This window comes from Geminocystis sp. NIES-3709, from assembly GCF_001548115.1.
In the GTDB taxonomy this organism is placed as follows: domain Bacteria; phylum Cyanobacteriota; class Cyanobacteriia; order Cyanobacteriales; family Cyanobacteriaceae; genus Geminocystis.
Genome location: NZ_AP014821.1, coordinates 3,296,614 through 3,323,417, shown reverse-complemented (window position 1 = coordinate 3,323,417; position 26,804 = coordinate 3,296,614). Strand labels below are relative to the sequence as shown.

General features: G+C 33.6%; 25 protein-coding genes. 16 read left to right on the top strand and 9 right to left on the bottom strand.

The window, feature by feature from the left end:
* Window positions 1–99: 99 nt before the first annotated feature.
* The 3 genes from GM3709_RS21525 to GM3709_RS14175 all read right to left on the bottom strand — a co-directional run bounded on the left by GM3709_RS21525 (window position 100) and on the right by GM3709_RS14175 (window position 3,674).
* The gene (locus GM3709_RS21525; protein ID WP_231937573.1) at window positions 100–477 is read right to left on the bottom strand and encodes a hypothetical protein; all 378 of its coding nucleotides are present in this window, start codon (window positions 475–477) and stop codon (window positions 100–102) included.
* Window positions 478–489: 12 nt separating this feature from the next.
* Window positions 490–2,376: a DNA methyltransferase gene (locus GM3709_RS14180; RefSeq protein WP_231937572.1), complete on the bottom strand. Its 1,887-nt coding sequence runs from the start codon at window positions 2,374–2,376 to the stop codon at window positions 490–492.
* A 224-nt stretch (window positions 2,377–2,600) separates the two neighbouring features.
* Window positions 2,601–3,674: a sensor histidine kinase KdpD gene (locus tag GM3709_RS14175; RefSeq protein ID WP_066120547.1), complete on the bottom strand. Its 1,074-nt coding sequence runs from the start codon at window positions 3,672–3,674 to the stop codon at window positions 2,601–2,603.
* Window positions 3,675–3,754: 80 nt separating this feature from the next.
* Between GM3709_RS14175 and GM3709_RS14170 the strand changes: the two genes are divergently transcribed.
* Both GM3709_RS14170 and GM3709_RS14165 read left to right on the top strand, forming a co-directional pair.
* The gene (locus GM3709_RS14170) at window positions 3,755–4,411 is read left to right on the top strand and encodes a hypothetical protein (protein ID WP_144439447.1); all 657 of its coding nucleotides are present in this window, start codon (window positions 3,755–3,757) and stop codon (window positions 4,409–4,411) included.
* Between the two features lie 161 nt (window positions 4,412–4,572).
* Window positions 4,573–6,495 (top strand): SPFH domain-containing protein, encoded by a 1,923-nt coding sequence (locus GM3709_RS14165; protein WP_066120542.1) that lies wholly within the window; start codon window positions 4,573–4,575, stop codon window positions 6,493–6,495.
* On the opposite strand, the gene GM3709_RS14160 is transcribed toward GM3709_RS14165, so the two are convergent.
* Window positions 6,492–7,802, bottom strand: a complete 1,311-nt coding sequence (locus tag GM3709_RS14160; protein ID WP_066120538.1) for a hemolysin family protein — start codon at window positions 7,800–7,802, stop codon at window positions 6,492–6,494. The two genes, GM3709_RS14165 and GM3709_RS14160, sit on opposite strands and share 4 nt — an antisense overlap.
* 412 nt (window positions 7,803–8,214) lie before the next feature.
* On the bottom strand, window positions 8,215–9,585 hold the full coding sequence (locus GM3709_RS14155; protein ID WP_066120535.1) for an ammonium transporter: 1,371 nt from the start codon (window positions 9,583–9,585) through the stop codon (window positions 8,215–8,217).
* 253 nt (window positions 9,586–9,838) lie between these two features.
* On the opposite strand from GM3709_RS14155, the gene kdpA reads away from it, so the two are divergent.
* Window positions 9,839–11,521: a potassium-transporting ATPase subunit KdpA gene (kdpA, locus tag GM3709_RS14150; RefSeq protein ID WP_066120532.1), complete on the top strand. Its 1,683-nt coding sequence runs from the start codon at window positions 9,839–9,841 to the stop codon at window positions 11,519–11,521.
* On the opposite strand, the gene GM3709_RS20525 is transcribed toward kdpA, so the two are convergent.
* Window positions 11,513–11,659: a hypothetical protein gene (locus tag GM3709_RS20525; protein ID WP_158506742.1), complete on the bottom strand. Its 147-nt coding sequence runs from the start codon at window positions 11,657–11,659 to the stop codon at window positions 11,513–11,515. The genes kdpA and GM3709_RS20525 overlap by 9 nt on opposite strands.
* A 193-nt stretch (window positions 11,660–11,852) precedes the next feature.
* Between GM3709_RS20525 and kdpB the strand changes: the two genes are divergently transcribed.
* Window positions 11,853–13,925 (top strand): potassium-transporting ATPase subunit KdpB, encoded by a 2,073-nt coding sequence (gene kdpB, locus GM3709_RS14145; protein WP_066120529.1) that lies wholly within the window; start codon window positions 11,853–11,855, stop codon window positions 13,923–13,925.
* Here the strand turns inward: kdpB and GM3709_RS19295 are convergent.
* Window positions 13,917–14,090 (bottom strand): type II toxin-antitoxin system HicB family antitoxin, encoded by a 174-nt coding sequence (locus GM3709_RS19295; RefSeq protein ID WP_071828052.1) that lies wholly within the window; start codon window positions 14,088–14,090, stop codon window positions 13,917–13,919. The two genes, kdpB and GM3709_RS19295, sit on opposite strands and share 9 nt — an antisense overlap.
* Before the next feature lie 62 nt (window positions 14,091–14,152).
* Between GM3709_RS19295 and kdpF the strand changes: the two genes are divergently transcribed.
* The 10 genes from kdpF (at window position 14,153) to GM3709_RS14100 (ending at window position 24,032) form a co-directional block, all read left to right on the top strand.
* Entirely contained in the window at window positions 14,153–14,401 is a 249-nt protein-coding gene (gene kdpF, locus GM3709_RS14140) for a K(+)-transporting ATPase subunit F (RefSeq protein WP_082713012.1), read from the top strand.
* A 114-nt stretch (window positions 14,402–14,515) separates the two neighbouring features.
* Entirely contained in the window at window positions 14,516–15,112 is a 597-nt protein-coding gene (locus GM3709_RS14135; RefSeq protein ID WP_071828051.1) for a Uma2 family endonuclease, read from the top strand.
* Between the two features lie 77 nt (window positions 15,113–15,189).
* Window positions 15,190–15,768 carry a K(+)-transporting ATPase subunit C gene (gene kdpC / locus GM3709_RS14130; protein WP_066120526.1) on the top strand — a complete coding sequence of 193 codons (579 nt, stop codon included), beginning with the start codon at window positions 15,190–15,192 and terminating at the stop codon, window positions 15,766–15,768.
* Between the two features lie 352 nt (window positions 15,769–16,120).
* The gene (locus tag GM3709_RS14125; protein WP_066120524.1) at window positions 16,121–17,386 is read left to right on the top strand and encodes an ABC transporter ATP-binding protein; all 1,266 of its coding nucleotides are present in this window, start codon (window positions 16,121–16,123) and stop codon (window positions 17,384–17,386) included.
* 8 nt (window positions 17,387–17,394) lie between these two features.
* Window positions 17,395–18,312 (top strand): bifunctional 2-polyprenyl-6-hydroxyphenol methylase/3-demethylubiquinol 3-O-methyltransferase UbiG, encoded by a 918-nt coding sequence (locus tag GM3709_RS14120; protein WP_066120521.1) that lies wholly within the window; start codon window positions 17,395–17,397, stop codon window positions 18,310–18,312.
* A gap of 192 nt (window positions 18,313–18,504) precedes the next feature.
* Entirely contained in the window at window positions 18,505–19,725 is a 1,221-nt protein-coding gene (locus tag GM3709_RS14115; RefSeq protein ID WP_066120519.1) for a glycosyltransferase family 4 protein, read from the top strand.
* Between the two features lie 155 nt (window positions 19,726–19,880).
* Window positions 19,881–20,861, top strand: coding sequence for a glycosyltransferase family 2 protein (locus GM3709_RS14110; RefSeq protein ID WP_066120516.1), 981 nt, complete (start codon window positions 19,881–19,883; stop codon window positions 20,859–20,861).
* Between the two features lie 105 nt (window positions 20,862–20,966).
* The gene (locus tag GM3709_RS14105) at window positions 20,967–22,004 is read left to right on the top strand and encodes a glycosyltransferase (RefSeq protein ID WP_071828050.1); all 1,038 of its coding nucleotides are present in this window, start codon (window positions 20,967–20,969) and stop codon (window positions 22,002–22,004) included.
* A 154-nt stretch (window positions 22,005–22,158) separates the two neighbouring features.
* Window positions 22,159–22,308 carry a four helix bundle protein gene (locus GM3709_RS21895; protein WP_082713011.1) on the top strand — a complete coding sequence of 50 codons (150 nt, stop codon included), beginning with the start codon at window positions 22,159–22,161 and terminating at the stop codon, window positions 22,306–22,308.
* 602 nt (window positions 22,309–22,910) lie between these two features.
* Window positions 22,911–24,032: an iron-containing alcohol dehydrogenase family protein gene (locus GM3709_RS14100; RefSeq protein ID WP_066120513.1), complete on the top strand. Its 1,122-nt coding sequence runs from the start codon at window positions 22,911–22,913 to the stop codon at window positions 24,030–24,032.
* A gap of 117 nt (window positions 24,033–24,149) precedes the next feature.
* Here GM3709_RS14100 and hisG read toward each other — a convergent pair whose 3' ends face one another.
* The gene (gene hisG, locus GM3709_RS14095; RefSeq protein ID WP_066120510.1) at window positions 24,150–24,794 is read right to left on the bottom strand and encodes an ATP phosphoribosyltransferase; all 645 of its coding nucleotides are present in this window, start codon (window positions 24,792–24,794) and stop codon (window positions 24,150–24,152) included.
* A gap of 107 nt (window positions 24,795–24,901) precedes the next feature.
* Between hisG and GM3709_RS14090 the strand changes: the two genes are divergently transcribed.
* On the top strand, window positions 24,902–25,603 hold the full coding sequence (locus GM3709_RS14090) for a response regulator transcription factor (RefSeq protein ID WP_066121948.1): 702 nt from the start codon (window positions 24,902–24,904) through the stop codon (window positions 25,601–25,603).
* Window positions 25,604–25,670: 67 nt separating this feature from the next.
* Entirely contained in the window at window positions 25,671–25,787 is a 117-nt protein-coding gene (locus GM3709_RS14085) for a photosystem II reaction center protein I (RefSeq protein ID WP_066120507.1), read from the top strand.
* A 34-nt stretch (window positions 25,788–25,821) separates the two neighbouring features.
* Here the strand turns inward: GM3709_RS14085 and GM3709_RS14080 are convergent, their stop codons facing one another.
* Window positions 25,822–26,628 (bottom strand): SWIM zinc finger family protein, encoded by an 807-nt coding sequence (locus GM3709_RS14080; RefSeq protein ID WP_066120504.1) that lies wholly within the window; start codon window positions 26,626–26,628, stop codon window positions 25,822–25,824.
* Between the last annotated feature and the right edge of the window lie 176 nt (window positions 26,629–26,804).

The following is a 26,804-nucleotide window of genomic DNA, read 5'->3' as shown; positions in this document are numbered from 1 at the left end:
CACAAAGGCGCTCACTATCGCAAAAAAAGGATTTAAAGAGATGCTAAATTTCGATCGAGTTATCATTCCATCATCTAATTATATAACAGTCCATAACGACTAAAATAAACTTAATTGTCCTTCTCCTTTCAATTTCCAATGGTTTTCTCCTAGTCTCTCCCCTATATCTTCTAATACCGTTAAAATTGTCTGATTTTCGGGGGTTGTACCATTTTTTAATAAGGGTAAAATATTCAACACAATTTCATCAAAAGTGCTAGTTTTATTCTCTCTTTCCATTCTTCTTAAATAACTAATTAAATAATATTTGATTCTCAGTTTTACGTCTATATATGACTTGAATTTAGTATCTTTTTTGATGGTAAATAATTCCGTTTTTTCATCATAGTCAAAATTATCTAATAATATCGGTGTTAAGTCTGAATATTCTTTCTTTAATAAATCTAAAAATCCTAATTCTAAACCTTTGATAATCAATTCATCATTAATTTACTCAAGGGTAGCTCCATCATTTTTAGCAATTACTCCCTCGATCGTTTGGATGACAATTTCTGCTATATCCATTCCTAAATTAGCCTTCATAATTGCTTTAGGAGTACGAACTTTACAAAAATTAATGATTAGTTGCCCAGATAAAACAGTGAAAGGATTTTGACGTTTTTTGAAGCTAGTTTGACCATTTTTTTGAGCAACAGCACCCTTATATTCAAAACCGCAACTTTCGGCGGTATCGATGATTAAATGCCAAAATTCGGGATCTTTATGAGCGAATACAAAAGACAACCATCGATCGAATTTTAACACCCGATACATTTCTTTAATACTTTGGGCGATTAATTCGTTATATTCATCCTTCGATTTTTGCTTTTCTCCTCCCTCTATTGCTTCTAAATTATAGTCATTTTCAGTGACTTCTAAATCTAGCCAAGCATTCCACATAATCGATAAATCTAAATAGGGAATTTTTTTGCCGTAGGGTAGATCTGTGTAAATATAATCTATACTTTCATTAGATATAAAACTTAAATCTGTTGCTGTACCTTTAACAATTTGAGCGTTAGAAATGGTGTTTTCATTGATGAAATATTCCATCTCTTTTTTAGCTGAAATTACTTTTTTTAGTCTTAATTCAAAGTAAGTCATTAAGTCTAAATCTGTGGGTTGGGGTGCAATTCTATAGCGATAATATCTGAAAATAGAAGTATCACCTTGTCCCGGTGCTAGTCTTTTTGAGTTATTATGATAAGTTAAGTTTACTTTAGTCAAAATACCAGAAAACATTAACATTAAAGTATCCTTAATATTTTTATTTTTCTCCTTATTAATGAGATATTTTAAAAAACCTAATTGAGCTAATTGTTTATTACTAAATAATTTTTCTATGGTGTCCACATCCGAACCTTTAGGCAGTTTAAAATCTTTGGGATAAGGATATTTTTTAAGAGCTTTTTTGATGTCTTCTGGAGTATTAGGTTCGTTTTTTTGATAAGCAGATTTTATTCTATTAAAAGCCTCATTTAATTCATCAAAATTAACAGGATAAATGAGAGAATTAACCAGAAAAGTAGCAAGGGGATTAATATCAATACTAACAGCTTTTCTATTATTCATTAAAGCCTCAATAGCAGTAACACCACTACCCCCAAAAGGATCAAGAATAGTATCATGAGGTTGACTAAAATTTTTGATATATTCTGCTACCACATTCCATGCTTGTTTAGTGAAATAACCATGCACCCCAAAATGTCTTTTAGCCGCTCTTTTTTTGACGGTAATTTCAGATAATAAAGGACGATTAAGATAATCAAATTGACTCACCAAAAAATCCTTTGCATCCTTCTTTGCGTCTTTGCGACTTTGCGTGAAAAAATCACCCTCATCATAAGAAAAAGCCTTCCCCAGTTGAAAACTATTTAAAGATAAAAATTGACTTAATTGCTCATAATAATAATCAAATTCATCGAGAGAAAAATATAAAATAGGGGTATCATTACCAGAAGTTTTAAACAAACTAAATTCAACCCCATTAGAGAGGGCAAAATAAAGACTTCTCACTTCGGGATGGGTAGCATAACAATAAACTTGCTCAATGTGTTCACCTTCTTTTATATTCTCATTTGGTGCTTTGGCATCCAATACCCAAGCATAATTATTTTCAATTTTTAAGAGGTAATCAGGGATTAAATTAATTTTACGTTTTTTACTGCCAATTTTGAGGAAAGGATGTTGTAAAGTTTTACTGCGAATAATATTATTTTCTGTGTAACCGAGACTTTTTAAAAGAGGTAAAATAATCACTTCTCTGACGCTATCTTCTTTAAAGTCTGGATTATTTTTGAGAGAATTAAAGTCAATTTGTGAGAAAATATTAGGCATTTTTTAAAAAGAGGAAAAGAAGAACAGATGAGGAGTTTAGGCTAAAGCCTTTATTATCAAGCCTAGCAAAGTTTAATCATGAGGTGATAATTTGTAATATTTGTTAATAGACATATGAAGATAATAAGGGAAAATTCGATCGAGTTAAAAGAAATAAAAGAATATTAAATTTTAAAAACTCTTTGTGTGTTTCTTTGCGACTTTGTGCCTTTGTGAGAAAAAAATTAACCTTGATAAACAGGAAGAAAAAAACTAAAAATAGCACCTTTTGAATGATTTTCTGCCCAAATTTTACCACCGTGAGCCTCAATAATTTGACGACACAGATATAAACCCAATCCCGTTCCCTTAGCTTGTCGATCGCTGTTAGACTGGTAAAATCGATCGAATAAAAAAGGAAAATCCTCTGGTTTAATACCCGAACCATGATCTAAAATTTTAACAACTTGAGTAGTGGACTGAGAAGATAAAATAATTTCGATGCGATCGCCCCTACGAGAATGATTGATAGCATTGATAAGTAGATTTGTCAAGACTCGTTTTAACTGAAAAGTATCCCCATTTACCCATAAAGATTGACGAAAATCAGACTCACCATAATTAAATAAAACATAAACTTGATGTACAGAGGCTAACTCCGCCAAACTATTAGTTACTTCTTCCGTCAAAATCGTTAAATCAAGGGGTGATAAATTTAATTTTAAGCCTTCGAGATCATTGCGATAAACGTCTAATAAACTTTCTACTAACTGTAAACTAGATTGATGAGAGCGAATCATGGTGGCTAAAACTTTTTCTTGAGTGATGGTAATTTCACCAAATTGCTTACCCTGAAAGGCTTTAATAGTTTCGATCGCCCCTAGTAAGGGTGTTCTTAAGTCGTGGGTGAGGGTAGAAGCAAAATCCTGCCTTAATTGAACTAATTTCTCCTGAGATTGTAGCTTCGTTTGTTGTTCAATTAACTTTTTTTGATAGTGGCGGTTACTATTACTTAACCAACCAGTGACTATTAAAGAGAGAGTAGCAATTAAACGATTGGCAACGGTAGAAAGTTCAATTTCCGTGCCGATATGTATGTATAAATTGAGTAAGGTAAGTAAAACTGATATGACTGTGGCAATTAATGTGGCTTTTCTGTGATAACTGACATTGACTAATAATATTGCTCCTATGTAAAGATAACCAAATACGTAGGCAGGTGGGGTGGTGAATTCGAGAGTAATAACTATGATAAATAGACTAACAATTAACAGAATTTTTGTCTCGCAAAGACGCAAAGACGCAAAAGGTTTCTTCATGGAATTTCGGTTAAGATTGAAGATAATGAAAGTTTAATTTGATGAATATTATTTTTGCTCTGGTAAATTATGGATTTATAATGGCAATAATTATGGGTTTTTTATTGCTAGTAGTTTCTACTCTTACCGCCGTTGCTCCTGATTTATTAGGAGAACAAATTAACAAAAAATTATCTATTCTTAATATTCCTATTATCGGTTTTATTTTATCCATTTTTGGCATCGGAAAAGTACCTCTTGTCTTTCTTTTAGGTATTTATCCTTTCATGATCGGTATTGTTGGTTTAACTGGTAATCTCATTTGTTTGCTATGGTTAAATATCAATCCTTCTTTACCTATTCCATATTTAAGCATTCGTTTAATCGGACTTTTTTTTACCATAATTTTTATTGATATTGTCGGCAATTTAAGAAAAATTCTTCGCACCCACACGGTAAAATTAATTCCAGAACGTATTATTGGTATCGAAGGAGAAGTTTCGTGCATCTTAGCTAATGGCATTTTAGAAGTATCTGTTTACGATGAAATAGGTAGATTTTCCCTCCATGTTTTTTGTCTTCCCTACTCACAAGCTATTGATATAGATTTTCAAGTAGGAAATAAAGTTTATCTCGTTGATTTTCTCGAGCCAAATTATTATTCTATTGTTAAACTAAATAGTATAGATCATTTAAAGTTAAATCACTCTAATTCTCTTTTCCCTAACCATTTATTAAATCCCGAAGAAAATTCCTAAAAAACATCATAATTAGCAATATAAATTAATAAAAATTAACGATCGTTTTTCCTCATTCTTGAGCAATAATTAATAATCCTTTTGAGCAATATAAACCATTAATTAATCATACAATTAAAAAATTTATTAAGTCTTTTACTCTTAATTGGAGATGAATATTTATGAACCTTAAAATAGAATTAACTCTCTTATCTCAACTCAATTCTTCCTCACAAATTATCACCGTTTCTAGTAATCCCCCTGTTTTAGCTCAAACTAATACCTATAATAATAATTCTCTTAGTTGGTTATTACCTGTCGGTATTTTTGGTGGTGGTTTAATCTTTGCTGTTATCTTTACTTACTTACTATTTGCTAAGTTTTATCGAGTTTGCAATACCAATGAAGCCTTTGTTATTTCTGGACCGGTTCGTAATAAGCAGGTAATTACAAGAGCGGCTCTTTTCTTCCCGGGCTTTGAAACTATTACCATTGTTTCTTTAAATCAAGTAACTGTACCAATTAATCGAGGTAATACCAGAGAAAAACCTTTACGCACTAAAGATTTACTAAAGGCTATTTTTAACGGTAGTTTACAAGTGCGTGTCTTTCCTGAAGAAAAAAGTGTTTTGAATGCGGCTATGTTATTGGGTGCTGGTAAACGGGGTGAAAAAGAGATTTTGGTGGGGGAAAATGAGATTAAAACCCGTGTTAATGATATTTTGGAAGGGCATTTGCGCGATGCGGCAGCACAAAGTAATTTAGGTGAGTTGCAGGGTAAGGTTGATACAGTTACTACTTATCTGAGAGAAAAAGTTAAAGTCGATTTAGAGCGTTTTGGTTTGGAGTTATTGAATATTGCTATTACTAATATTGACGAGTTAAATGACTATGATGAGAAAAATTATCTTGATTCTCAAGCGGTGGTGACTCGTGAATCGATCGTGCAAAAAAATCTTAAAGAATTAGAGCAAGTGCGTCAAGAGACACAAACTCAAATTGCTGAATTACGCTTGACAGAAACTGAAAAACAATTGGCAGCGGAACGGTCTCTTACTGAAAAAGAATTGCAAAATACATTAGCAGTGGAGCAGTTAAAGGCAGAAAATACTCGTCAAGTCTTGGAAATAAAAGAAACGGAACAAGCTAAACAGGAGTTGATTAAGGTACAAAAAGCTCAAGAAATTCAAGAGGGTAAGATTATTAGTGAGCAGTTATTACAAGAAAAGGAAATTCAACAACAACAGGCTATTCAAGAAGCTGAACTCGATCGACAAATTGCAATTACATTAAAAGATCAAGATTTTAAAACCCAACAAATTCTTACCCAACAAGCCTTAAAAGAAAAGGATATTGAAAAACAATTAGCGATACAACAAGCTGAAATTGGTCGAGAAGTTGCCTTGAGAAAGAAAAATCAAGAGTTAGCTTTAGCGGAAAAAGCCTTAATTGAAAAGGAAAAAGAAGTGTCGATGGCAGAAGTCTTGAAAGAAACCGCCATTAAAACTGGGGAAGAAAATCGAGTTAAGGAATTAGCCTTAATAACAGCTCAACGTAATAAAGAAACAGCTTTAATTGCAAAACAAGGGGATTTAGAGCAAAAACGTTTAGAAGCCGAAGTAGAAAAAGCGATCGCCCTCGAAAAAGCGGAAGCGATTAAAACTCAGGCGACGGCAACTTTAGAAGAAGCCTTGAAAAAAGCCCAAGGGGAAAAAGCGATGATTGAAGCACAAAATACCCTCTCCACTAAAGCCATTACCATTCAATTAGCAGAACAATATATGGGACAATTTATTCAAGTATTACCCGAAGTAATCTCAGCTTTAGCACCTCAACCCGGTGTTTTAGGTAGTAATCCCATTATCTTAGCCGGAGGTAATCAAAATGGACAAGATGCAGGAGAAGCAACAAAATTAGTGATGGCAACGAGTGCGATCGCTCTTATTACTCAGATGTTAAAAAACCCGGAATTGAGGGAATTCGGTAATAAATTGATTGATTCTCTCTCAGATTCTCATTTCACAGCCCAATCAAACTACGATGAAAATCATAGTTTCCTAAATAAAGAAATGGAAAATCAACAAATGGAGACTGATGCTTATTAATTCCCGTCGGTGGCAATAATTTGTACTAAAACTTTATCAACTCTCGTGCCGTCCATATCGACAACTTCAAAGCGTAATCCATCCTGTTCAAAATACTCCCCTGATTGTGGCACATGACCTAAACAATACATCATAAATCCTCCAACGGTGTGAAAGCGGTTTGTGTTTTCGTCTGGCAATGAATCTATATCAAATAAGTCTTTTAACTCATTGATGTCAAGCCCCCCGTCTAATAACCATGAACCGTCTTCTCTCTGAATCATTAAAGGTTCTTCATGATGATCTAAAGATGGTATATCTCCCACAATTGCTTCCATTAAATCATTAAGAGTCACTAAGCCTTCAATACCACCATATTCCTCTGTTACCAACGCAATATGAATACCAGTTCTTTTAAATTCTTCTATAACAGTAAGAGTACGAGCATTTTCAGGTACATAAAAAGGCGGTTTCATGATCCTTCGTAAATCTATTTCTTCTCCCAAAAGTTGAGCGGTGAGTAGATCTCTAGTTCTAATCACTCCTATACAATTATCTAAACTGCCTTCACCCACTGGGAAACGAGAATAACTATTATTAATTACTTTTTGTAAATTATCTTGTATGGGTGACTCTATATCTAACCAAACCACATCAAGACGAGGTGTCATCATCGCTTTGATAGGGCGATCACCCAGTTGAAATACTCTTTCTACCATATCATGTTCTGTTTCTTCAAACATTCCTGATTCTGCCCCTTGTCTAATTAAAACTTTTATTTCTTCTTCTGTGAGATCAGGTTCATCGGAAGCCTTAATACCCAATAAATTGAGGAGAGTATCCGTTGAGACACCTAAAATATTCACTAAAGGAGTCGTTAAACGAGAAAGAAATCTCATGGGAGAAGCAATAAAACAGGCAATTTGTTCCGGTGCGTTAAGGGCGACTCTTTTTGGTACTAATTCACCAATCACAAGAGATAGATAAGTGATAATGGTGACAACAATACCTACACTAATACCTTGACTATAAGGCTGTAAAATAGGGATACCATCAAAGACTGGTTTTAACCGTTGGCCTAAAGTAGCACCCCCTACCGCACCACTCAAAATACCAATGAGAGTAATACCAATTTGTACTGTAGAGAGAAAATCATTGGGATTATTAGCTAATTTGAGAGCTGCCCTTGCATTACGATCGCCACGTTCAGCTAACTGCTCTAATCTGACTTTACGAGCGGATACCACTGCCATTTCAGAACCAGAAAAAATACCATTAGCAAAAGTTAATAGAAAAATCATTAAAATTTCGACGGCAAGAGAAGACATTTTCAGTGATGTTAAAATAAATAAATACTTTTAGTATAAATTTATCTGTATCTAGTTGGGATTTAGCTTTACATACTGCAATTTTTTTTCTGATTAATATAAATCAACCAACAGGATTATTCAGAAGAAACTACTTTTAGTCATGCTTCTCAAGTGTTAGCTTAATGAGGAGGTTTTTCTCGCAAAGTAGCAAAGACGCAAAGGGTTTTAAGGTTGGTTGCATATTGTATTTAAACTCAAGAATTCCTCGATATTTTATTGAAATGGTTAGAATTGTCTCCTCTTAGCATATTTATCTAAATTTAAACAAGATAATCACGGATTAAAATTTAAGTTTAAAACTTCTTCTCCGTGATTTGCTGTTTTCTATCCTTCAACAGTGATTAATTACAAACAAAGAATCGTCATTAATTTATTCTCCGTAAGCCTCTTCACCATGTTCTTTAATATCAATACCTTGAAACTCATCTTCCTCAGTAACTCGCCAAGGCATAATTGCTTTAATTAGTTGAAAAATAATGAAAGTACCAATAATGGCAACTGCATAAGCAATCACAACAGAAGCTATTTGAATTAAAACTTGTTGTGGGTTTCCCGTCAATAAACCATCTTTTCCGGCGGCATTAACTTCAGTGGTAGCAAATACTCCTGTAAGAATAGCTCCTACTGTTCCCCCAACTCCATGAACGGGAAAAGTATCCAAAGCGTCGTCAATACCTAATTTTACTTTTAAACCAATGGCAAAGAAACAACAAACTGCCGTAATACTACCAATCAGAATTGCCGCTAGGGGAGTCACAAAACCCGCCGCAGGAGTAATTCCCACTAAACCAGCCACAGCTCCAGTTGCGGCACCAACTGCTGTTGGTTTACCACGCAAAAACTGTTCCAATAAAAGCCATGTTACCATTGCCGCCGCCGCTGATGTGTTAGTAGTAACCACTGCCGCTGTTGCTAATGCACCCGATGCTAAAGCACTACCTCCATTAAATCCGAACCATCCAAACCATAATAATCCAGCACCTAAAAGAATAAAAGGTACATTATTAGGTGGAGAAGTTTGTTCTGGATAAGTGGTGCGTTTTCCAATTAAAATAGCCAAAACAAGGGCAGAAGCTCCAGATGTAATGTGTACTACTGCACCACCAGCAAAATCTAACGCTCCTATGCCACCATATAAGCCTAATAAACCCCCCTTAGCCCATACCATATGAGCCATAGGACAATAGACAACAATTAACCATAATACGACAAACCATGTATAAGCCTTAAAACCAACTCTCTCTACGATCGCACCAGAAATTAACGCCGGAGTAATGACGGCAAACATTCCTTGATAAAGCATAAAGGCTTCATGAGGAACTGTTGGGGCATACGACACGACTTCTGCCGGTTCTGTCCCCATTAAATAATCAGTAGTTTCAAGTCCTACATCATTTAAAAATGACCATTCCAAACCACCAATAAAAGGCAATCCGGGAGCAAAGGCAAGACTGTAACCGAATAAAACCCAAAAAACACCTGCTATACCCATCAAAAGAAAGCTCATCATGAGAGTATTGAGGATATTCCGTTTAGCTACAAATCCACCATAAAAAAAAGCCAACGCTGGTGTCATTAGCATTACTAAACCTGTAGATATTAACATCCATGTGGTGTCAGCAGATATTTGAGCATTTGCGATCGCATCTTCTAATTCTCCTGCTAATGCTGGTTCTAAAGGATAAGCTAAAATTAATACAAAAACAATAACCAGTAAAGGAAAAAGGAGTATTTGTTTCATTGTTTTTTTGATGTGAAAAAGTAATTATAGCCAAACTTATGCATAATGATTATGTATCTTTAAGTACGGAATCACTTTAAATAATTAAGTTTCAAAAAAAACTTCACATTGATTATCTAATAGACAGAAAGATTTTAGACTTTTTAGATGAGTGTTTAGAAAAGATAAACGCAAAATTATACATTTGTTTAGAGACTTTTAGAGTTGAGTTTTCTAAGATTAAATTAACAACTTTTATTCTTTTCCTCAACTTATGTGGCAAGGATTTCTACAAATTATTTTAACCTTAGTGTTGGTGGTGATAATCACTCCTATACTTGGTAATTATATGGCTTGTGTCTTTTTGGGAAAATCGACTTTTCTTGACAGGTTATTAAAACCAGTAGAGAGTAGGTTATATCCCTTATTTGGGCTCCGAATGCTCGAAGCTACTAACAGTAATGGTTTACAGTATGTAAAAGATGTGATTGTTAGTAACTTAGTTATGGGTGTTTTAGTATATGTCATTCTCATGACTCAGGGGTTTTTACCTCTCAACCTCACTAATTTATCGGCACCAACTTGGCATTTAGCATTACATACCACTATTTCTTTTCTTACGAATACAGATCAACAACATTATTCAGGGGAAACAACCTTTACTTATAGCAGTCAGGTATTAGCTTTAGGATTTTTAATGTTTACCTCTGCTGGTACTGGTTTAGCGGTAGCGATCGCATTTATTCGAGGTTTAACAGGGCAAAGATTGGGTAGTTTTTATGTGGACTTAACCTTATCTATTACTCGCATTTTATTACCTATTTCTATTGTAGGGGCGATCGTGCTAATGATCTCAGGAGTCCCCGAAACCCTATCTCCACCAGTGACAGTGACAACCTTAGAAGGAGCGAACCAAGTAATTGCGATCGGACCTGTGGCTCATTTTGAAATCATCAAACAATTAGGAGAAAATGGAGGGGGTTTTTTTGGCATTAATTCCGCTCATCCCTACGAAAATCCTAATGCTTTTTCTAATTTAGTAGCAATGATTGCCATGATGAGTATTCCTACTTCTTTAATTTATACCTATGGAATATTTGCTAACAATAAACGTCAGGCATGGCTAATATTTTGGATGGTTTTTGTTATTTTTGCGGTTTTAATTGGCGTATCTGCTATTGGCGAATATCAAGGTAATTCCTTAGTTAATAATTTATTAGGAGAACAACAACCCAACTTAGAAGGTAAAGAAATTCGTTTTGGTTGGGCACAAACAGCATTATGGGCAGTAATGACAACAGCAACAATGTGCGGTGCTGTTAATGGAATGCACGATTCCTTAATGCCACCAGGAGGATTTAGTACTTTATTTAACCTATTCTTGCAAATTGTTTGGGGAGGACAAGGAACAGGTACAGCTTATCTATTTATTTATCTAATTCTAACAGTATTTGTGACTGGATTAATGGTAGGGAGAACACCCGAATTTTTAGGGCGAAAAATCGAAAAACCAGAAATCATACTCGCTAGTGTAATCTTGTTAGTACATCCCATTGCGATTTTAATACCTAGTGCTATTACTTTAGCTTTTCCCGAAACTTTAGCAGGAATTAGTAATCCTAATTTTCATGGTATTTCCCAAGTAATTTACGAATATGCTTCAGCGGCCGCTAATAACGGTTCAGGATTTGAAGGATTAGGAGATAATACCCTTTGGTGGAATTTAAGTGCTAGTTTTAGTCTATTGATGGGAAGATATGTACCGATTATTGCTTTATTACTGTTAGCCGACAATATGTCTCGTAAACAACCTGTACCTGAAACGACAGGAACTTTACGCACAGATACATTTTTGTTTACAGGAATCACAGGGGGAATAATTTTGATATTGGGAGCGTTAACATTTTTACCTGTCTTAGTTTTAGGTCCGATCGCCGAAGGGTTTGCTTTAGGCTAACTCAATTAGTTGACAATTTTTGGGTATTTTTTCTTCAATGGAATTGTCTAAATAAAGTTCGATCGGCAAATTATCTGCTCCCGATGATTTAGAAGAAGCAATTAAACATAACAATTTTATACCTCTTTTAATCACCATTTAACAGGGAATTTTAGCAGGAAAATTATCTCCTTATCACAATGATCCTTTTGACAGAATGTTAATAGCCCAATCCATGGCAAATAATTTAACTATTATCACCAGAGATTCAAAATTTGCTTTATATCCAATTAAAATTGTTGATGCTTAAAAGTTAGATTAAATATCTTAAACTATAACTCCATATCTTATCATGAATAAACCACTACGATCGCAACGAAAACATACACCCAAAGCCAAAAATCAAGGGCTTTATACTAGAGCAATTAAACAATCTTTTATCAAATTAAATCCTAAAATTGCCATTAAAAATCCTGTCATGTTTATTGTTTGGATTGGCACAATTATCACCGCTTTAGTAACTATCAATCCTAATCTTTTTGGCGATACTTCTGACTCTAATCAAAGAGTATTCAATGGACTGATTACCCTCATTTTATTTTTGACGATTCTCTTTGCTAATTTTGCCGAAGCAGTAGCGGAAGGACGAGGAAAAGCTCAAGCGGATGCTCTCCGTGCTACGAAAACTGATACCGTAGCTCGAAAAGTTCTTCCTGATGGTTCAACTCAAGAGGTTAATTCTACCAGCCTCAGACGAGATGATCAAATTAAAGTTATTGCTGGAGATGTTATTCCTGCGGATGGTGAGGTTATCGGCGGTATGGCTTCGGTGGATGAATCGGCTATTACGGGAGAATCTGCTCCTGTTTTAAAACAACCGGGTACTGACATCGCTAGTTCTGTTACTGGAGGAACACGGATACTTTCTGATGAACTTTTAATCCGAGTTACCGCAGATCCGGGTAAGGGTTTTATCGATCGCATGATTAGTTTAGTGGAAGGGGCAGAAAGAAGCAAAACCCCTAATGAAATCGCTTTAACTGTACTTTTAGCGGTTTTAACCGAAGTTTTCTTGATTGTAATTGCTACTATGCCTCCTATCGCTAATTATGTCAATAATCCTGTTAGTGTGGTGGTTTTAATTGCCTTGTTGGTTGCTCTAATTCCCACTACTATCGGCGGTTTATTAAGTGCCATCGGTATCGCTGGAATGGATCGAGTTGCTCAATTTAATGTGATTGCTACTTCTGGCAGAGCGGTGGAAGCCTGTGGAGATATTAATACTCTTGTACTAGATAAAACAGGCACTATCACTCTAGGTAATCGTTTGGCTGAAGAGTTTATCCCCGTAAATGGTCATACTATTAAAGATGTGGCTCAGGTTGCTTTAATTTCTAGTATCTTTGATGAAACTCCCGAAGGACGCTCCATTGTTAATTTAGCAGAAAAATTAGGGGCAACAATTAATTCTGACTCTGATATAGCTACTACAGCTACTGGAGTAGAATTTTCAGCACGAACTCGCATGAGTGGCACGGATTTACCTAATGGTTTAGAAATTCGTAAAGGTGCAGTTGATGCCATTAAAGGTTTTGTTCGCTCTAGGGGAGGACAAATTCCTTTAGATCTTGATGAAAATTATTTCGGAGTCTCTAGTTTGGGTGGTACTCCTCTTGCTGTTTGTCAAGATAGTGAAATTTATGGAATAATTTACCTAAAAGATATTATTAAACCAGGTATTAAGGAACGTTTTGATCAAATGCGTCGCATGGGTATTCGTACCATCATGTTAACGGGAGATAACAAAATTACGGCGGAAGTGATTGCTCAAGAGGCAGGAGTTGATGACTTTATCGCTGAAGCCACTCCAGAGGATAAAATTGAGGTAATTCGTAATGAACAAGCTAAGGGTAAATTAGTGGCGATGACGGGAGATGGTACTAATGATGCTCCTGCCCTCGCTCAAGCTAATGTCGGGGTTGCCATGAACTCTGGTACTCAAGCCGCTAAAGAAGCCGCTAATATGGTTGATTTAGATTCAGATCCTACTAAGTTAATTGATATTGTAACCATCGGTAAACAGTTACTCATCACCCGTGGTGCTTTAACGACTTTTTCGATCGCCAATGATGTTGCCAAGTATTTCGCTATTATTCCCGCTATTTTCGCCAGTGCTGGTATTGGTAGTTTAAATATTATGGGCTTAGTTAGTTCTCAATCAGCAATTTTATCGGCTTTAATTTACAATGCGTTGATTATTCCGGCTTTGATTCCTTTAGCTTTAAACGGGGTAAAATTTCGGGCTTTAACGGCGGATCAATTATTACAACGCAATATCTTAATTTATGGTTTGGGAGGAGTAATTGCCCCTTTTATTGCTATTAAAGTTATTGATGTGATGGTTAGTGCGATCGGTTTAGCTTAGTTCTGTAGTTAATTCTTTTATCGTCTCTAAATAACATTGAATAGCATCTTTAATGTTTTCTAAGGCTTCCGTTTCAGTTTCTCCTTGACTCCAACATCCGGGCAATCCTGGACACCAAACAGTATAACCTTCTTCTGTTTTTTGAAATTTTACTAGGTAACGCATTTTGAATTTTTCACCACTTTTTATCCTGCCCAATTTTATAAAATATCTATCTTACTAATGTCATGAATACTAATATTTCTCTTGGTAAACAAACTTTTTTCACAATAATTAAGAAGTTTTTTTCTCATAAATTATCTATTTATCTTCTGTCTATTTTTCTTATTAATTTAATTCTTTCACCTGTGGTTTATGCCAGTACCAAAGATGTTTTATCAAAAGGTCAAACTTATGCTTTAGGGTTATTAGGATTAGTTACTTTTAGTTTATTTATCTATCTTTTTATCGTTATTTTTCAACCAGAAAAATTTTAACTATCTGAGCTTCTTTCTCCGCTAAAAAAACAATTTTCTCTTTTGTGCCTTTACTCTTTGCCGAAATTAAAAAGTTATAATACTTCTAATAATATTTACACTTTAAATATTAATATGCTACTTACTGAATCTTGCTCTAATAATATTTCTTTCCCCTTGAGACTCTTAACTGTCAGAGAATATAATCTTATGGCAGAAGTCGGTATTTTTACGGATGACGAAAAGGTAGAATTAATTGACGGACAAATTATTACTATGTCATCCCAAAGTAGTTTTCACGCCGCAGCTATTAGACGTACCGATCGCTTATTTGATAAACTCTTTAAAGAAAATGTGATCATTCAAAAACAATTACCTATTATTGTTAACGATTTCTCTCAACCCGAACCTGATATTGCCATCGTAAAGTATGATCCTTTAGATTATGACGATCGCCACCTTAACGTCACAGAAGTTTATTTAATCATCGAAATAGCGGATACTACTTTGAAAACTGACTTAGAAGTTAAGCGTCAACTTTACGCTTCTGCCAATATTCCTGAATATTGGGTATTAGATCTTAAACAACGTCAACTTCATGTCTATCGACAACCACAGAATCAGGATTACCAAAGAGCAATTATTGTAACTCATCATGATATTGTTAAACCGCTAAATTTTTCTGAAACTGAAATTAAAGTATCAGAAATGTTACGCCCTTTAAATACTTAAACTAAATTATTTTGCTTGTTTTTTTAATTACTAACAGTTAGTTTTTTATACTTATTTTCTACAGGAGAAATTTTAAAATGTTATCTATCAATGATTTTTCTAAAGCGATTCGTGTCACTTTCATTTTATGGATCCTCACCGCTGTTATTTATCCTTCTTTAATTTTTATTTTCGGACAATTATTTGTTTCTTTTCAGGCTAATGGTAGTTTAATTAAAGATAATCAAGGTAATGTAATCGGTTCTACTTTAATCGGTCAATCTTTTAAAAGGGATGAATATTTTTGGAGTCGCCCTAGTGTGATTAATTATAGCATAGGGGAAACGGCTGGTAATACTGGTGTTTCTGGTGCCAGTAATTTAGCGCCTAGTAATCCAAATTTAATCGAAAATATTGAAGCTGAAATTAAACTTTTAAAAGAAGTTAATATTAAACCTACTGCTGATCTAGTTTATACATCTGGTTCGGGATTAGATCCTCATATTAGTATTGAATCGGCTCAAAATCAAATTAATCGAGTTGCCACCGCAAGAAATTTAGATCCTAATGAGATAGAGTTACTCATTACTAAAGCTGTTGAGGGCAGATTTTTGGGGATTTTTGGCGAACCCGGAGTAAATGTTCTTAAACTCAATATTGAACTTGATAAACTCTAACTTTTCGATCGTCAAATTTAAAACTATACTTTTTGTTCAACTACTGTATTTTAATGTTGTTTTTCGTAAATTCTGATCAATTGGAATGTGAGAGATGTTTTATTTGGTAAACGAAGAATAAATTATAATGTCTGGAGAAGTTTAATGAAGATCAGAGAATTGATTTGAAAATTATGACATCAATCGAAAAATTACCTAAATCACTTTTTAATAGAAAAGGAAAATCTGAAAAACTGGGGTTTAACCACTCTAGTTTTTGGGTAAAGTAGATTACTCAAGAACATCGTTTAGTTTACGAGGTAACAGAAAACGATATTTCAGATCAATCACTAATTATCATTACAGAAAATAAATGTCAGACATTATCATTAAAGTCGAAAATTTAGGGAAAAAATACACGATCGCACATGAAAAGCAAGAGCGTTATGTTGCTTTAAGAGATGTTATTGCCAATAGTGCCAAATCTTTTACAGAAAAACTATTTCAATCCAAAAAAGAATCTTTCAACAATCCTGAAAAAGAAGAATTTTGGGCACTAAAAGACGTTTCCTTTGAGATAAAAAGAGGCGATCGAGTTGGTATTATTGGACGTAATGGTGCAGGAAAATCTACTTTGTTAAAAGTATTAAGTCGTATTACTGAACCAACTACAGGGAAAATATCTATCAAAGGTAGAGTTGCTAGTTTATTAGAAGTAGGCACAGGTTTTCATCCAGAGTTAACAGGAAGAGAAAATATCTTTCTCAACGGTGCTATTTTGGGTATGAGTAGAGTAGAAATTAAAAAAAAATTTGATGAAATTGTCGCTTTTGCTGAAGTGGAAAAGTTTTTAGATACCCCTGTTAAAAGATATTCATCAGGTATGTATGTTCGACTAGCTTTTGCCGTGGCCGCCCATTTAGAACCAGAAATATTAATCGTAGATGAAGTTTTAGCGGTAGGGGATGCTCAATTTCAAAAAAAGTGTTTAGGAAAAATGGAGGATGTAGCCAAAAATGAAGGAAGAACAGTTTTATTTGTAACTCATAATATGGCAGCTATTCATGTTCTTTGTAATAATGGTATATTCATGAATAATGGAACACCTCAATTTATTGGTAAAGTTGATAAGTGTTTAGATGAGTATTTTAGTTCTATAGAAAGTTTCAATCAGGAACATACTATCAAACCCTTAAAGCCGGAAAAATCTCCCATGTGGATAGAGTCCGTGACTTTACTATGTAACAATAAGCCTAATACTAAATTTTTAACAGGTGATCTAATATCACTCAAATTGTCCTATTGTTCTGAGAATTTAATAAGAGAACCAAAAGTAGGATTAATTATTTACACATCCGATGGAAATCCTTTATTAAACGCTAATAATCATTATCAGTTACCCAAAAATTCTTTAATTAACCCTGTTAATGAAGGGGTTTTAGAGTGTAATTTGGGAAAAGTTCCTTTAATGGAAGGAAAATATTTTATTTCGTTATGGTTGGGAGATAGCATCATGGATTATCAATATATAGAACATATTTTGTCCTTCGATGTTGTTAATCAAGATGTTTGGGGTAGTGGAAAAGTACCACAGAATTTATCTCCTTTGTGGTGGCCTGTAGAATTTTATTTTACTTGATAAATTTTATGATTGTTAGTCCTTTAACCAATTCTGAAAATGTAACTTTACTAAAAACTTTTCCATGTAATCAATTAATTCAAGATTGGAAAAAAATTTTTGATATAGATATAACTAAAGAATTAAAAAACTATCCAGAAATCTATCTTTATCAATGTAATGATAGTAAGTTAAAATTTTTTATGCCTTTTGATATTGCAGGTTCAGATAAACTTTATGAACAGCTAGAAAATTTTGATTGGTATTATATGCTTCAAAAATGGGAATATGATGTCGCCATTGAAGATTTAAGTGGATGTTTTAAGGTGTTAGAAGTTGGATGCGGACAAGGAGCTTTCGTCGATCGTCTTTGTAAAAAACATAACATCGATGCGGAAGGCATTGAATTAAATTCCAGTGCAGTTGAGTTTGGAAAAAAGATGGGCATCTCTATTTTTGATGATAATATTCATCAATTAGCTAGAAAAAAATCTCATTCATTTGATGCACTTTGTGCTTTCCAAGTTCTTGAACATATTCCCGATTGTTTTAATTTTTTTGATTCCATGATTAAGCTACTTAAAACCAATGGAAAATTAATTATTTCTGTTCCTAATTCTCTCTCATTTCCTAAATATTGTGAAAGTAATTTATTAGATCAACCTCCACATCATATGACTCAATGGAACCATGAAACTTTTGAATTTATAACTACTATATTTCCTTTAAAAGTCAAACATTTTAAAATAGAACCTTTAGCGGAATATCATATAAATTGGTATATTTCAATTCAACTATCAAGATTACCTCAGATTAAGTTGATACAAAGTATATCTCATCGTATCGCTTATAAAATTTTAAAACCAATCTTAAAACTTTCCCAAATACGCAACTTAATTTCAGGTCATACTTTATATGTTTGTTTTGAAAAAATAACTAAAGATTGACAATAAAATTATTTTTAAGGGCTTTTATCAATTAGCTTTATAACTGTTAATAAAAATGGATTTGAGAAAGGGAATTTTTTTCATAGATCAATGTTAGATACAAAAGGTTTTAATAACTTAATTGATGACACACCCTAAATATTTTTCATCATCTGATTTGATAATCTATTGTTTACTCAAAAAAACCTTATCATGAAAATACTTCAAATTAATCAATCAGACATTGGCGGAGGGGCAGGTATAGCAGGTTATCGTTTACATCAAGGACTACTACAACAAGGCATTGATTCTAAACTATTAGTAGGTAATGCAATTACCGATGACGATCGAGTCAACTCTGTTATCCGTAAATATTCCGTCGAAAATTTCATCAGTCGTTTTACATGGCGTTTAGGATTTAATTATGTTAATTTAATTAGTTCTTTTGATATTCCTCAACATCCATTTTATCAATCAGCAGATATATTAAATTTTCATAACTTACATACAGGTTATTTTAACTACTTAGCGATTCCTCAATTAACTAAAGAAAAACCTGCAGTTTATACCCTCCATGATATGTGGAGTTTTACTGGTCATTGTGCTTATAGTTATGACTGTCAAAAATGGCAAAATGGTTGCGGTAAATGTCCTAATTTGAAAACATACCCCAGTGTAACTAGAGATACCACTGCTATTGAATGGCGATTAAAAAAATGGACTTATAACAACTCTAATTTAACCATTGTTACTCCGAGTAAATGGTTAACAGAACAAGCTAAAACCAGTATGTTCAATGATTTTAATATTCATCATATACCTTACGGAATAGACGTATCGGCTTATCAACCATTAGACAAAGAAAAATGCCGTTATTTATTGGGAATAGACAAATCAAAAAAAGTTTTAATGTTTGGGGCTGAAAGTTTAAAAGACACCAGAAAAGGAACAGATTTATTATTACCAGTATTAAAACAATTACCAGATACTCTCAAACAAGAAATTGTCCTTTTAACGATTGGAAAAGGGGGCGAAAATATATTAAGCTCTTTGGGAATATCTTATCTTAGCTTAGGTTATGTAAGTAGCGATCGACTCAAGTCAATGGCATTTTCTGCCGCAGATTTGTTTATTTTTCCTACTCGTAGTGATAATTTACCATTAATATTACAAGAGAGTCTAGCCTGTGGTACTCCCATGGTATCATTTAATATTGGAGGAGTTCCTGATTTAGTACGTCCAAATGTAACAGGTTATTTAGCAGAAGCAGAAAATTTCGATGATTTTTGTCAAGGAATTATTCAATTATTGGAAGATGATAATTTACGACAGAATCTGAGTAGCAATTGTCGAGAAATTGCCTTGACGGAATATCCATTAGAATTACAAGCACAGCGCTATGTTGCACTATATCAAAAGATATTATCAAAATAAATTACCTTTTAAAACTAAGATATATATTTATAAGGGAGGTTAAGGAAAATCTCGTAAGAAATATAGACTTTTCAAACAACTTCTCAGAAAAACTTTAATAAAAATAACTAAAACTACTAGAAATAGCACTAATTCGATCGTCCTTTAAACCCATTATGCGTTGTGTCACTTTAAGCGAATTACCACCACCACCACAAGGAAAAACAGGTTGGCCTTGGACACAAGAAAGTCCTCCAACAACTGATATTGCGTTCAATGATTCAGATTATCCTAAAATTAGTATCATTACACCTAATTATAATTATGGTCAGTTTTTAGAGGAAACTATCAGATCTGTATTACTTCAAGGTTATCCAAATTTAGAATATATAGTGATTGATGGTGGTAGTACAGATAATTCTGTAGAAATTATTAAAAAATATGAATCTTGGTTAACCTATTGGGTAAGTGAAAAAGATCTAGGACAAGTTAGTGCCATTAATAAAGGAATCGAATTATCGACGGGAAAGTGGTTTAATTGGCTCAATAGTGATGATATTTTACTGGCAAATTCTCTCAAAACCTTAATCGAAATATCTAAATTGGTGGAAGATCCCAAATGGATTACCGGTGGAAGACTCGAAATGAGTGAATCTGGTTCATTTTCAGATATTTGTATTCCTTGGCGATATAATCTCAATATTTTAGCTTTTGACATGGTGGAATTTCCTCAAGATGCTACTTTTATCCGATTAGATTTTCTTAAAGAGAATAATATAAAACTATCTGAAAAATATCCCAATGTTTTTGATCCAATTTTATATTTAGACTTAATCAATTATGCAAAGCCTATATTAACAACCGCTGTCTTTTCAGCCATGAGATGGCATAAAGATCAGAAAACTATTAATCAAGTAAGCGATCGTTTATCAGAGATTTTAGATGGAATATCTCCTTATATCCAAAAACTTCCTTTATTCGATCGTTTAATTCTACGGTTGGAAACAACTCGTTTTTATGTTGTAGTAAGATTATTACTGGCAGTATTTATTTGGTATGGAATTAAGCCCTCAATGAGAGAATATATATGTGTTAAATTTAATTTAAAAACGGGGAAATTTGAATCTTCTCCTGCTCGTTTTTCTATATTTATATAATAGGATTAATTTATTGTAGTTGAATAATCTTATTGTTTTAGATGTTGAATTGTAATTGTACCCACAGAATTTATTTGATATTTACCAATAATAATTACTTAGACTATGAATTCAGTATGTAATCTAATATCAATAATTATTCCCTGTTATAATGCCGAAAGATTTTTATTAGACACTCTTAAAAGCGTCTTTAATCAGAGTTTTAGCAATTATGAAATAATTTTAATTGATGATGGCTCAACAGATAATACAGCCGAAATAATTAAATCCTATGGAAATAGAGTAAAAGCAAAATTTACCTCTAATAGAGGTGCAAGTGCGGCCAGAAATTTAGGTACATCCCTTGCTAAAGGAGCGTTTATTCAATATCTTGATGCGGATGATTTACTTGCACCAAACACTTTAGAAAAGCGAGTCAACGGCTTAATTAATAGTAATGCTGATGTGGCTTACACAGACTGGCAAAAATTAGAAGAACAGAAAGATAGTACGTTTAAATTAGGAGATATTATAAATCGTTCTATAGAGGATATTCACCCTAATCCGGAAATTGCTTTATTTACCGATTTTTGGTGTCCTCCTGCCGCATTACTCTATTCTCGTAGAATAGTAGATAAAATAGGGTTTTGGAATGAATCATTACCAATTATTCAGGATGCCCGTTTTTTATTAGATTCAGGATTATTCGGAGGTAAGTTTATACATATATCAGATCTAGGGGCTTATTATCGTGTTCATCGTTGTAATAGCTTATCGAAACGAAATAAAATAGATTTTTCTCAAGATTGTCTAACAAATGCTTACCAAGTTGAGGATTTTTGGAAAAACAGAGGAGAGATTACAATAGAACAAAAAAATGCTCTCATTAAAGTTTATGGAAATCTGGCAAGGTTCTTTTTTGAGTACGATCGACAAAAGTTTTCAGAAATAATGGAAAAAATTTACCTCATTAATCCTAATTATATTCCTTCCAATCCTAGGGCTTTGAATTTACTCTCCAAATGGTTTGGCTATGAAAAAGCAGAAGAAATTGCCTTAATATATCGAAAATTAAAACAAAAACTTTTTTGGTTCTTCGACTTTGAGTATGATAAATTATTGGTTGAGGTGGACAAAAGGCAAATGGCAAAAGGCAAAAGTTAAGAGTTTCATAGTTTTTTTATTACTAGAAAAAAAAGTAAGTTAAATGTGTCTTAACTTAGGCCATTTCCAAGAAAGAATTTACCCATCTTCTTTATAATTTCCTCTTTGTGTTTTGGGGGCTAGGGGGATTTAGCAGGTATATTTATTATTAGAAATCACCTTAATAGTCGAAAAATGCTTTTTCCTTACTCAAAAATTTCCCAAAGAAGAATTATATGGGATGGTTCAACAAATAAGAAGATCCTCATCATCTATACGGCGTAAAGCTAGGGAAGTTGCAAAATCGGCAAAATACCTTTGGTGAAGCATTGGAGGCGTTTCGTATAACAGTGTCTTTTCGCTTTTTTCAATGGTTAAAAGACAATCTGGAAATTTAGCTTATCTAAAGCTAGTTTGGGGTTTATTCGATGCTCAATTTTTGTCTAAGTACCGTTAATGAAGGTTGAGATAATTTTAAATTGAAGATAATGGTTGAAAAATAAAAGTTAACATAAATTAATTAGAGTTTGAGTCTCTCCGTCCGCATTCTCTATTTCCCTTATCTGATAATCGTTTCAGCTAGTTTCATCTGTACAGTAACAAATTATTTGTCAAATATCATCTAAAAATTCAGAGAAAAAATTCAATCTTCTTTAATCTTCCCGATTTATAGTAACATAATTGACAAAAGGAAGTATCTGAAATGGACTCCAAGTAAATCTCGTACTTTACTATATTTTTTGAACTATATGAACTAATGTCAGTGCCATTTATGGGAATTTCTTTTATCTTAGTAATATAGGTTTCGTATCTTAAGTATAAAATAAGGATTTAAAATTATTTCTTGATTACTTATAGTTTACATCAAATCCTTGTTTTCAATGCTCAGTTTGGGATTTATACATATAACTGTATTGTATTGTTGAAATGACTAAATTAAAAACACTTCAAGCTACTGCTAAAGTTACTGATATTTTAAGTTTACAAGTTGCTCCTGCTAATATTGTTAAGGGTGAAAATTGTTTGATTAATAGCGGAAAATCGATCGCCCAATTTGGGAAACATCCTATTATTGTAGGAGGGAAAAAAACTTTAAAATTAATCGAAACCTACCTTAATCCTATTTGTGAAGAATTTAATTTAACTCCCAATTATCAAAGTTATTCCCCTGATTGTACGCAAACTTCTTTAAAACGCCTAGAAAATGTCGTTAAATCTTATAAGGGAGATTTTATCATTGGGGTTGGAGGTGGCAAAGCCTTAGATACATCAAAATTATTGGCTTATAATTGCAATTTACCTGTTGTTACCATTCCTACATCTGGTGCTACTTGCGCAGCATGGACTGCATTAAGTAATATTTATTCGGAGTCGGGAGGATTTGAATATGACGTAAGTTTGCGTCATTGTCCTAATTTACTCATCCTTGATTATAATTTGGTGGCTACTGCTCCTGTTCATACTTTAGTAGCTGGAATTGGAGATGCGATCGCAAAATGGTATGAAGCCTCTGTAAGTAGTGGTGATTCTAGTGCGACTTTAACCATAGCGGCGGTACAACAAGCAAGAGTTTTAAGGGATATTTTATTACAAAAATCGGAGACGGCTTTAAATAATCCTCTGAGTGAAGAATGGAAAGAAGTTGTTGACGCAACAGTATTGTTAGCAGGTGTTAGTGGTGGATTAGGGGGTGCAAATTGTCGCACAGTAGCAGCTCATGCTATTCATAATGCTTTAACCCATCTTACCCAAACGCACAATCAATTACATGGTGCAAAAGTAGCTTATGGTATTTTAGTACAGTTGCGATTAGAAGAAATGGTTATCAATAATCAACTAGCAACCACAGCCCGACAACAGTTAATTAAGTTTTACCGTCAGATTGGTTTACCCTGTACCCTTGAAGATTTAGGACTGGATAATATTACTTTAGCTCAACTTCGATCGACTGCGGAATTAGCTTGTCAACCGTCGTCAGATATTCATCGACTACCTTTTAAAGTAACCCCCGAACAATTATTAGGGGCAATGGTATCGACTTTAGTGTAGAAAAGAGGTACATAATATCAAAAGAAAGATTCCCCAGCCTTTGGGGAAAAAGATTTGCGGGTTTTCATCTTCTAATTCAATCCTCTCCAGAGATAACTGTCAATTGCTCATTTTTCATTATCCATTGTTGAAAGATGCCTTTGATAATTTTTGTACCCACTGATTAAGATTATAACTATTCAGACGATAGGTAAGAGGATTGGCAACTAAATAAGCACTACTTTCAAATAACACATCGATTTCGATTAAGCCATTTTCCCTTAAAGTTTTCCCTGTGGAAACTAAATCGACAATTGCCTCTGACATTCCTGTAATGGGACCTAATTCTACCGAACCATAAAGGGGTACAATTTCTATGGGTAAATCCAACGATCGAAAATGATCTTTAGCACAATTAACAAACTTAGAAGCCACTATACCATGAGCAGGAAGATCGATCGAACTACGATAAGGACTATTTTCTGGTACTGCTACGGACATTCGGCAATAACCAAAACCTAAATTAGCAATATTAGCCACATCAGCTTTTTTTTCCTTTAAAACATCATATCCCACGATACCTAAATGAGCTTGACCATATTCTACATAAACGGGAACATCCTGCGCTCTGACTAATAATGCTTTAGCCAATCCCGTAGGATCTTCTATTTGTAGTTGACGGTTACTCGATGACAAAAATAAACTAAAATCTAAGCCGATTTTTTGACACAGTTCGATACTTTCTTTTAAAAGTGCGCCTTTAGGTAATGCGATGGTTAACATAGTTAGAAGAATTAGGAATAGGATTTGTTAATTATTAATTGTTCATTGTCAATTGTCAATTATTCATTGTCACCTATTTAATTATCAGTTAAGAGTAGATCATGTCAATCAAGATTTTATTAGTAGAAGACGAAACGGAATTAGCATTGAGTTTAGCTAAAATTTTGACTCAAGAAGGTTATGATGTCACTGTTTGTCATGAGGGTAATAAAGGTTTAGATTTGGCTTTACAATGTTCTTATCATCTTTTAATTCTTGATTGGATGTTACCTTACAAAACAGGTTTAGAAATTTGTCAATCTTTACGACAACAAGAAACAGGAAAGTCAGTACAAACTCCTGTATTGTTTTTGACGGCTAAAGACACTCTGGACGATCGAGTTATGGGGTTAGATGTAGGGGCGGATGATTATTTAGTGAAACCCTTTGAATTAAGAGAATTATTGGCGAGAGTAAGGGCTTTATTGAGACGGTCGATCGGTGTAGAATTAAAATCACACCAAAAAATAAAAGTAGCCGATTTAGAGTTAGAAATTAGTAATCAGTTAGCCTACCGTAACGGACGATTAATCAAACTATCAGAAAAAGAAGTTAAATTGTTAGAATTTTTTAGTCTTCATCCACAAGAATTAGTTACTCAAGAGCAAATTTTCGAGTATCTTTGGGCAGAAGAAGAAACTCCTAGTAGTAATGTTGTGGCTGCGATCGTACGTCTATTACGACGTAAAATTGAAACGGACAAAGAACCTATTCTAATTCATACTATTTATGGTAAAGGTTATTGGTTCGGAACGATCGATAATAAATAATTAATAAATCAACTTCTATTGCGGTAGAATATAGCAAGTATTAAATCATTCGGAGTATATTAAAAAAATGTTAACTCTAAAAATTGTTGTAAATATTGTTGTAGCTTTTTTCATATTGTTATTTATCTTTGGTTTCCTTTCTGGAGATCCAGCACGCAACCCCGGTAGCAAAGACTTAGAATAATTTTGACTGGGCGGTGTTATTCCGCCCTTTTTTGTTAAGTAACTGTAGTAACTTCCTTCGGTACAGTATTATAGACTTGAGTAAGATATTGCATAACCGCTTGAGAGTCATTATAAGGTAAAGGAATATCTCCTAATACTTCGAGAATTGTTTTATTTTCCGTTGATGGTACAATTACCACTAAAGAAGAGTCTAACGCTTCGTCATATTCCCAAAAATTATCGATCGTTAAAGGTGCAGAAGTTTTGGTAATATTAGTTTTGCGTTTTGGAGGAGACTTGATTTTGCCCAACATTTCTGGGGATAAAGATTTACCTGATATTTGATGAATACGAGACACTCTCAATGCCTCTAAAATTTGCTCTTTACTTCTACCACGCAACTGGAATATGATAAAGGGATCTTCACTAAATCGATCGCCCAACTGATAATAAATTGCTGCAATATGTTTACAGGGGTTAGCTTTATCAGGACAAGTACAACGAGATTTCACATCCGTTAAATTAAAGGGAAATAGACTTAAACCATTTTTGATAAAAACCTGCTCAATTTCTGACGGCATTTCTCCTACCAACAACTGCGCCGCCAAAATAGCTTTTTCTGACATAGTAGTAATTACATATCCCCAATCTTCATCGGAAAAAGCATCTAAGGATAATGTTACTCGATAAGGCTTTTCTTCTGTACCTTGTACATCCGCCACCAACTGAGATTGTTTAAACTCAATATTTAAAATATTACCTTCTCTGGCATAGTTACGCCCCCTTTCCAATCTTTTTTTATAACGGTAAGAATCTAATAATTCCAACCACTTTTCTACCCACCATTGTCTGCTAATCATAATCGCTATTTATTGAAGCTATCAAACAAATAATTCATCTTAAAAACTGACAATATTAACAGTTAGAAGTCTAAGTTTTTTGACAATTTTATTAGTAGTTTTGTTTACTGTAATCAATTCTTTCAGTCATATCATATTATAAAAGGATATAATGGTCAAATTTTCTGATGATTATA

Excerpts from the sequence above, each read along its gene's own strand:
- GM3709_RS14175 (WP_066120547.1), bottom strand. The coding sequence starts at position 3,674 with ATGAAGAAACCTTTTGCGTCTTTGCGTCTTTGCGAGACAAAAATTCTG.
- GM3709_RS14135 (WP_071828051.1), top strand. The coding sequence starts at position 14,516 with ATGCTACTTACTGAATCTTGCTCTAATAATATTTCTTTCCCCTTGAGA.
- kdpA (WP_066120532.1), top strand. The coding sequence starts at position 9,839 with ATGTGGCAAGGATTTCTACAAATTATTTTAACCTTAGTGTTGGTGGTG.
- GM3709_RS14100 (WP_066120513.1), top strand. The coding sequence starts at position 22,911 with ATGACTAAATTAAAAACACTTCAAGCTACTGCTAAAGTTACTGATATT.
- GM3709_RS14110 (WP_066120516.1), top strand. The coding sequence starts at position 19,881 with ATGCGTTGTGTCACTTTAAGCGAATTACCACCACCACCACAAGGAAAA.
- GM3709_RS14085 (WP_066120507.1), top strand. The coding sequence starts at position 25,671 with ATGTTAACTCTAAAAATTGTTGTAAATATTGTTGTAGCTTTTTTCATA.
- kdpC (WP_066120526.1), top strand. The coding sequence starts at position 15,190 with ATGTTATCTATCAATGATTTTTCTAAAGCGATTCGTGTCACTTTCATT.
- GM3709_RS14105 (WP_071828050.1), top strand. The coding sequence starts at position 20,967 with ATGAATTCAGTATGTAATCTAATATCAATAATTATTCCCTGTTATAAT.
- kdpB (WP_066120529.1), top strand. The coding sequence starts at position 11,853 with ATGAATAAACCACTACGATCGCAACGAAAACATACACCCAAAGCCAAA.
- GM3709_RS19295 (WP_071828052.1), bottom strand. The coding sequence starts at position 14,090 with ATGCGTTACCTAGTAAAATTTCAAAAAACAGAAGAAGGTTATACTGTT.
- GM3709_RS14180 (WP_231937572.1), bottom strand. The coding sequence starts at position 2,376 with ATGCCTAATATTTTCTCACAAATTGACTTTAATTCTCTCAAAAATAAT.
- hisG (WP_066120510.1), bottom strand. The coding sequence starts at position 24,794 with ATGTTAACCATCGCATTACCTAAAGGCGCACTTTTAAAAGAAAGTATC.
- kdpF (WP_082713012.1), top strand. The coding sequence starts at position 14,153 with ATGAATACTAATATTTCTCTTGGTAAACAAACTTTTTTCACAATAATT.
- GM3709_RS14170 (WP_144439447.1), top strand. The coding sequence starts at position 3,755 with ATGGCAATAATTATGGGTTTTTTATTGCTAGTAGTTTCTACTCTTACC.
- GM3709_RS14115 (WP_066120519.1), top strand. The coding sequence starts at position 18,505 with ATGAAAATACTTCAAATTAATCAATCAGACATTGGCGGAGGGGCAGGT.
- GM3709_RS14080 (WP_066120504.1), bottom strand. The coding sequence starts at position 26,628 with ATGATTAGCAGACAATGGTGGGTAGAAAAGTGGTTGGAATTATTAGAT.
- GM3709_RS14125 (WP_066120524.1), top strand. The coding sequence starts at position 16,121 with ATGTCAGACATTATCATTAAAGTCGAAAATTTAGGGAAAAAATACACG.
- GM3709_RS14160 (WP_066120538.1), bottom strand. The coding sequence starts at position 7,802 with ATGTCTTCTCTTGCCGTCGAAATTTTAATGATTTTTCTATTAACTTTT.
- GM3709_RS14165 (WP_066120542.1), top strand. The coding sequence starts at position 4,573 with ATGAACCTTAAAATAGAATTAACTCTCTTATCTCAACTCAATTCTTCC.
- GM3709_RS20525 (WP_158506742.1), bottom strand. The coding sequence starts at position 11,659 with ATGGTGATTAAAAGAGGTATAAAATTGTTATGTTTAATTGCTTCTTCT.
- GM3709_RS14155 (WP_066120535.1), bottom strand. The coding sequence starts at position 9,585 with ATGAAACAAATACTCCTTTTTCCTTTACTGGTTATTGTTTTTGTATTA.
- GM3709_RS14120 (WP_066120521.1), top strand. The coding sequence starts at position 17,395 with ATGATTGTTAGTCCTTTAACCAATTCTGAAAATGTAACTTTACTAAAA.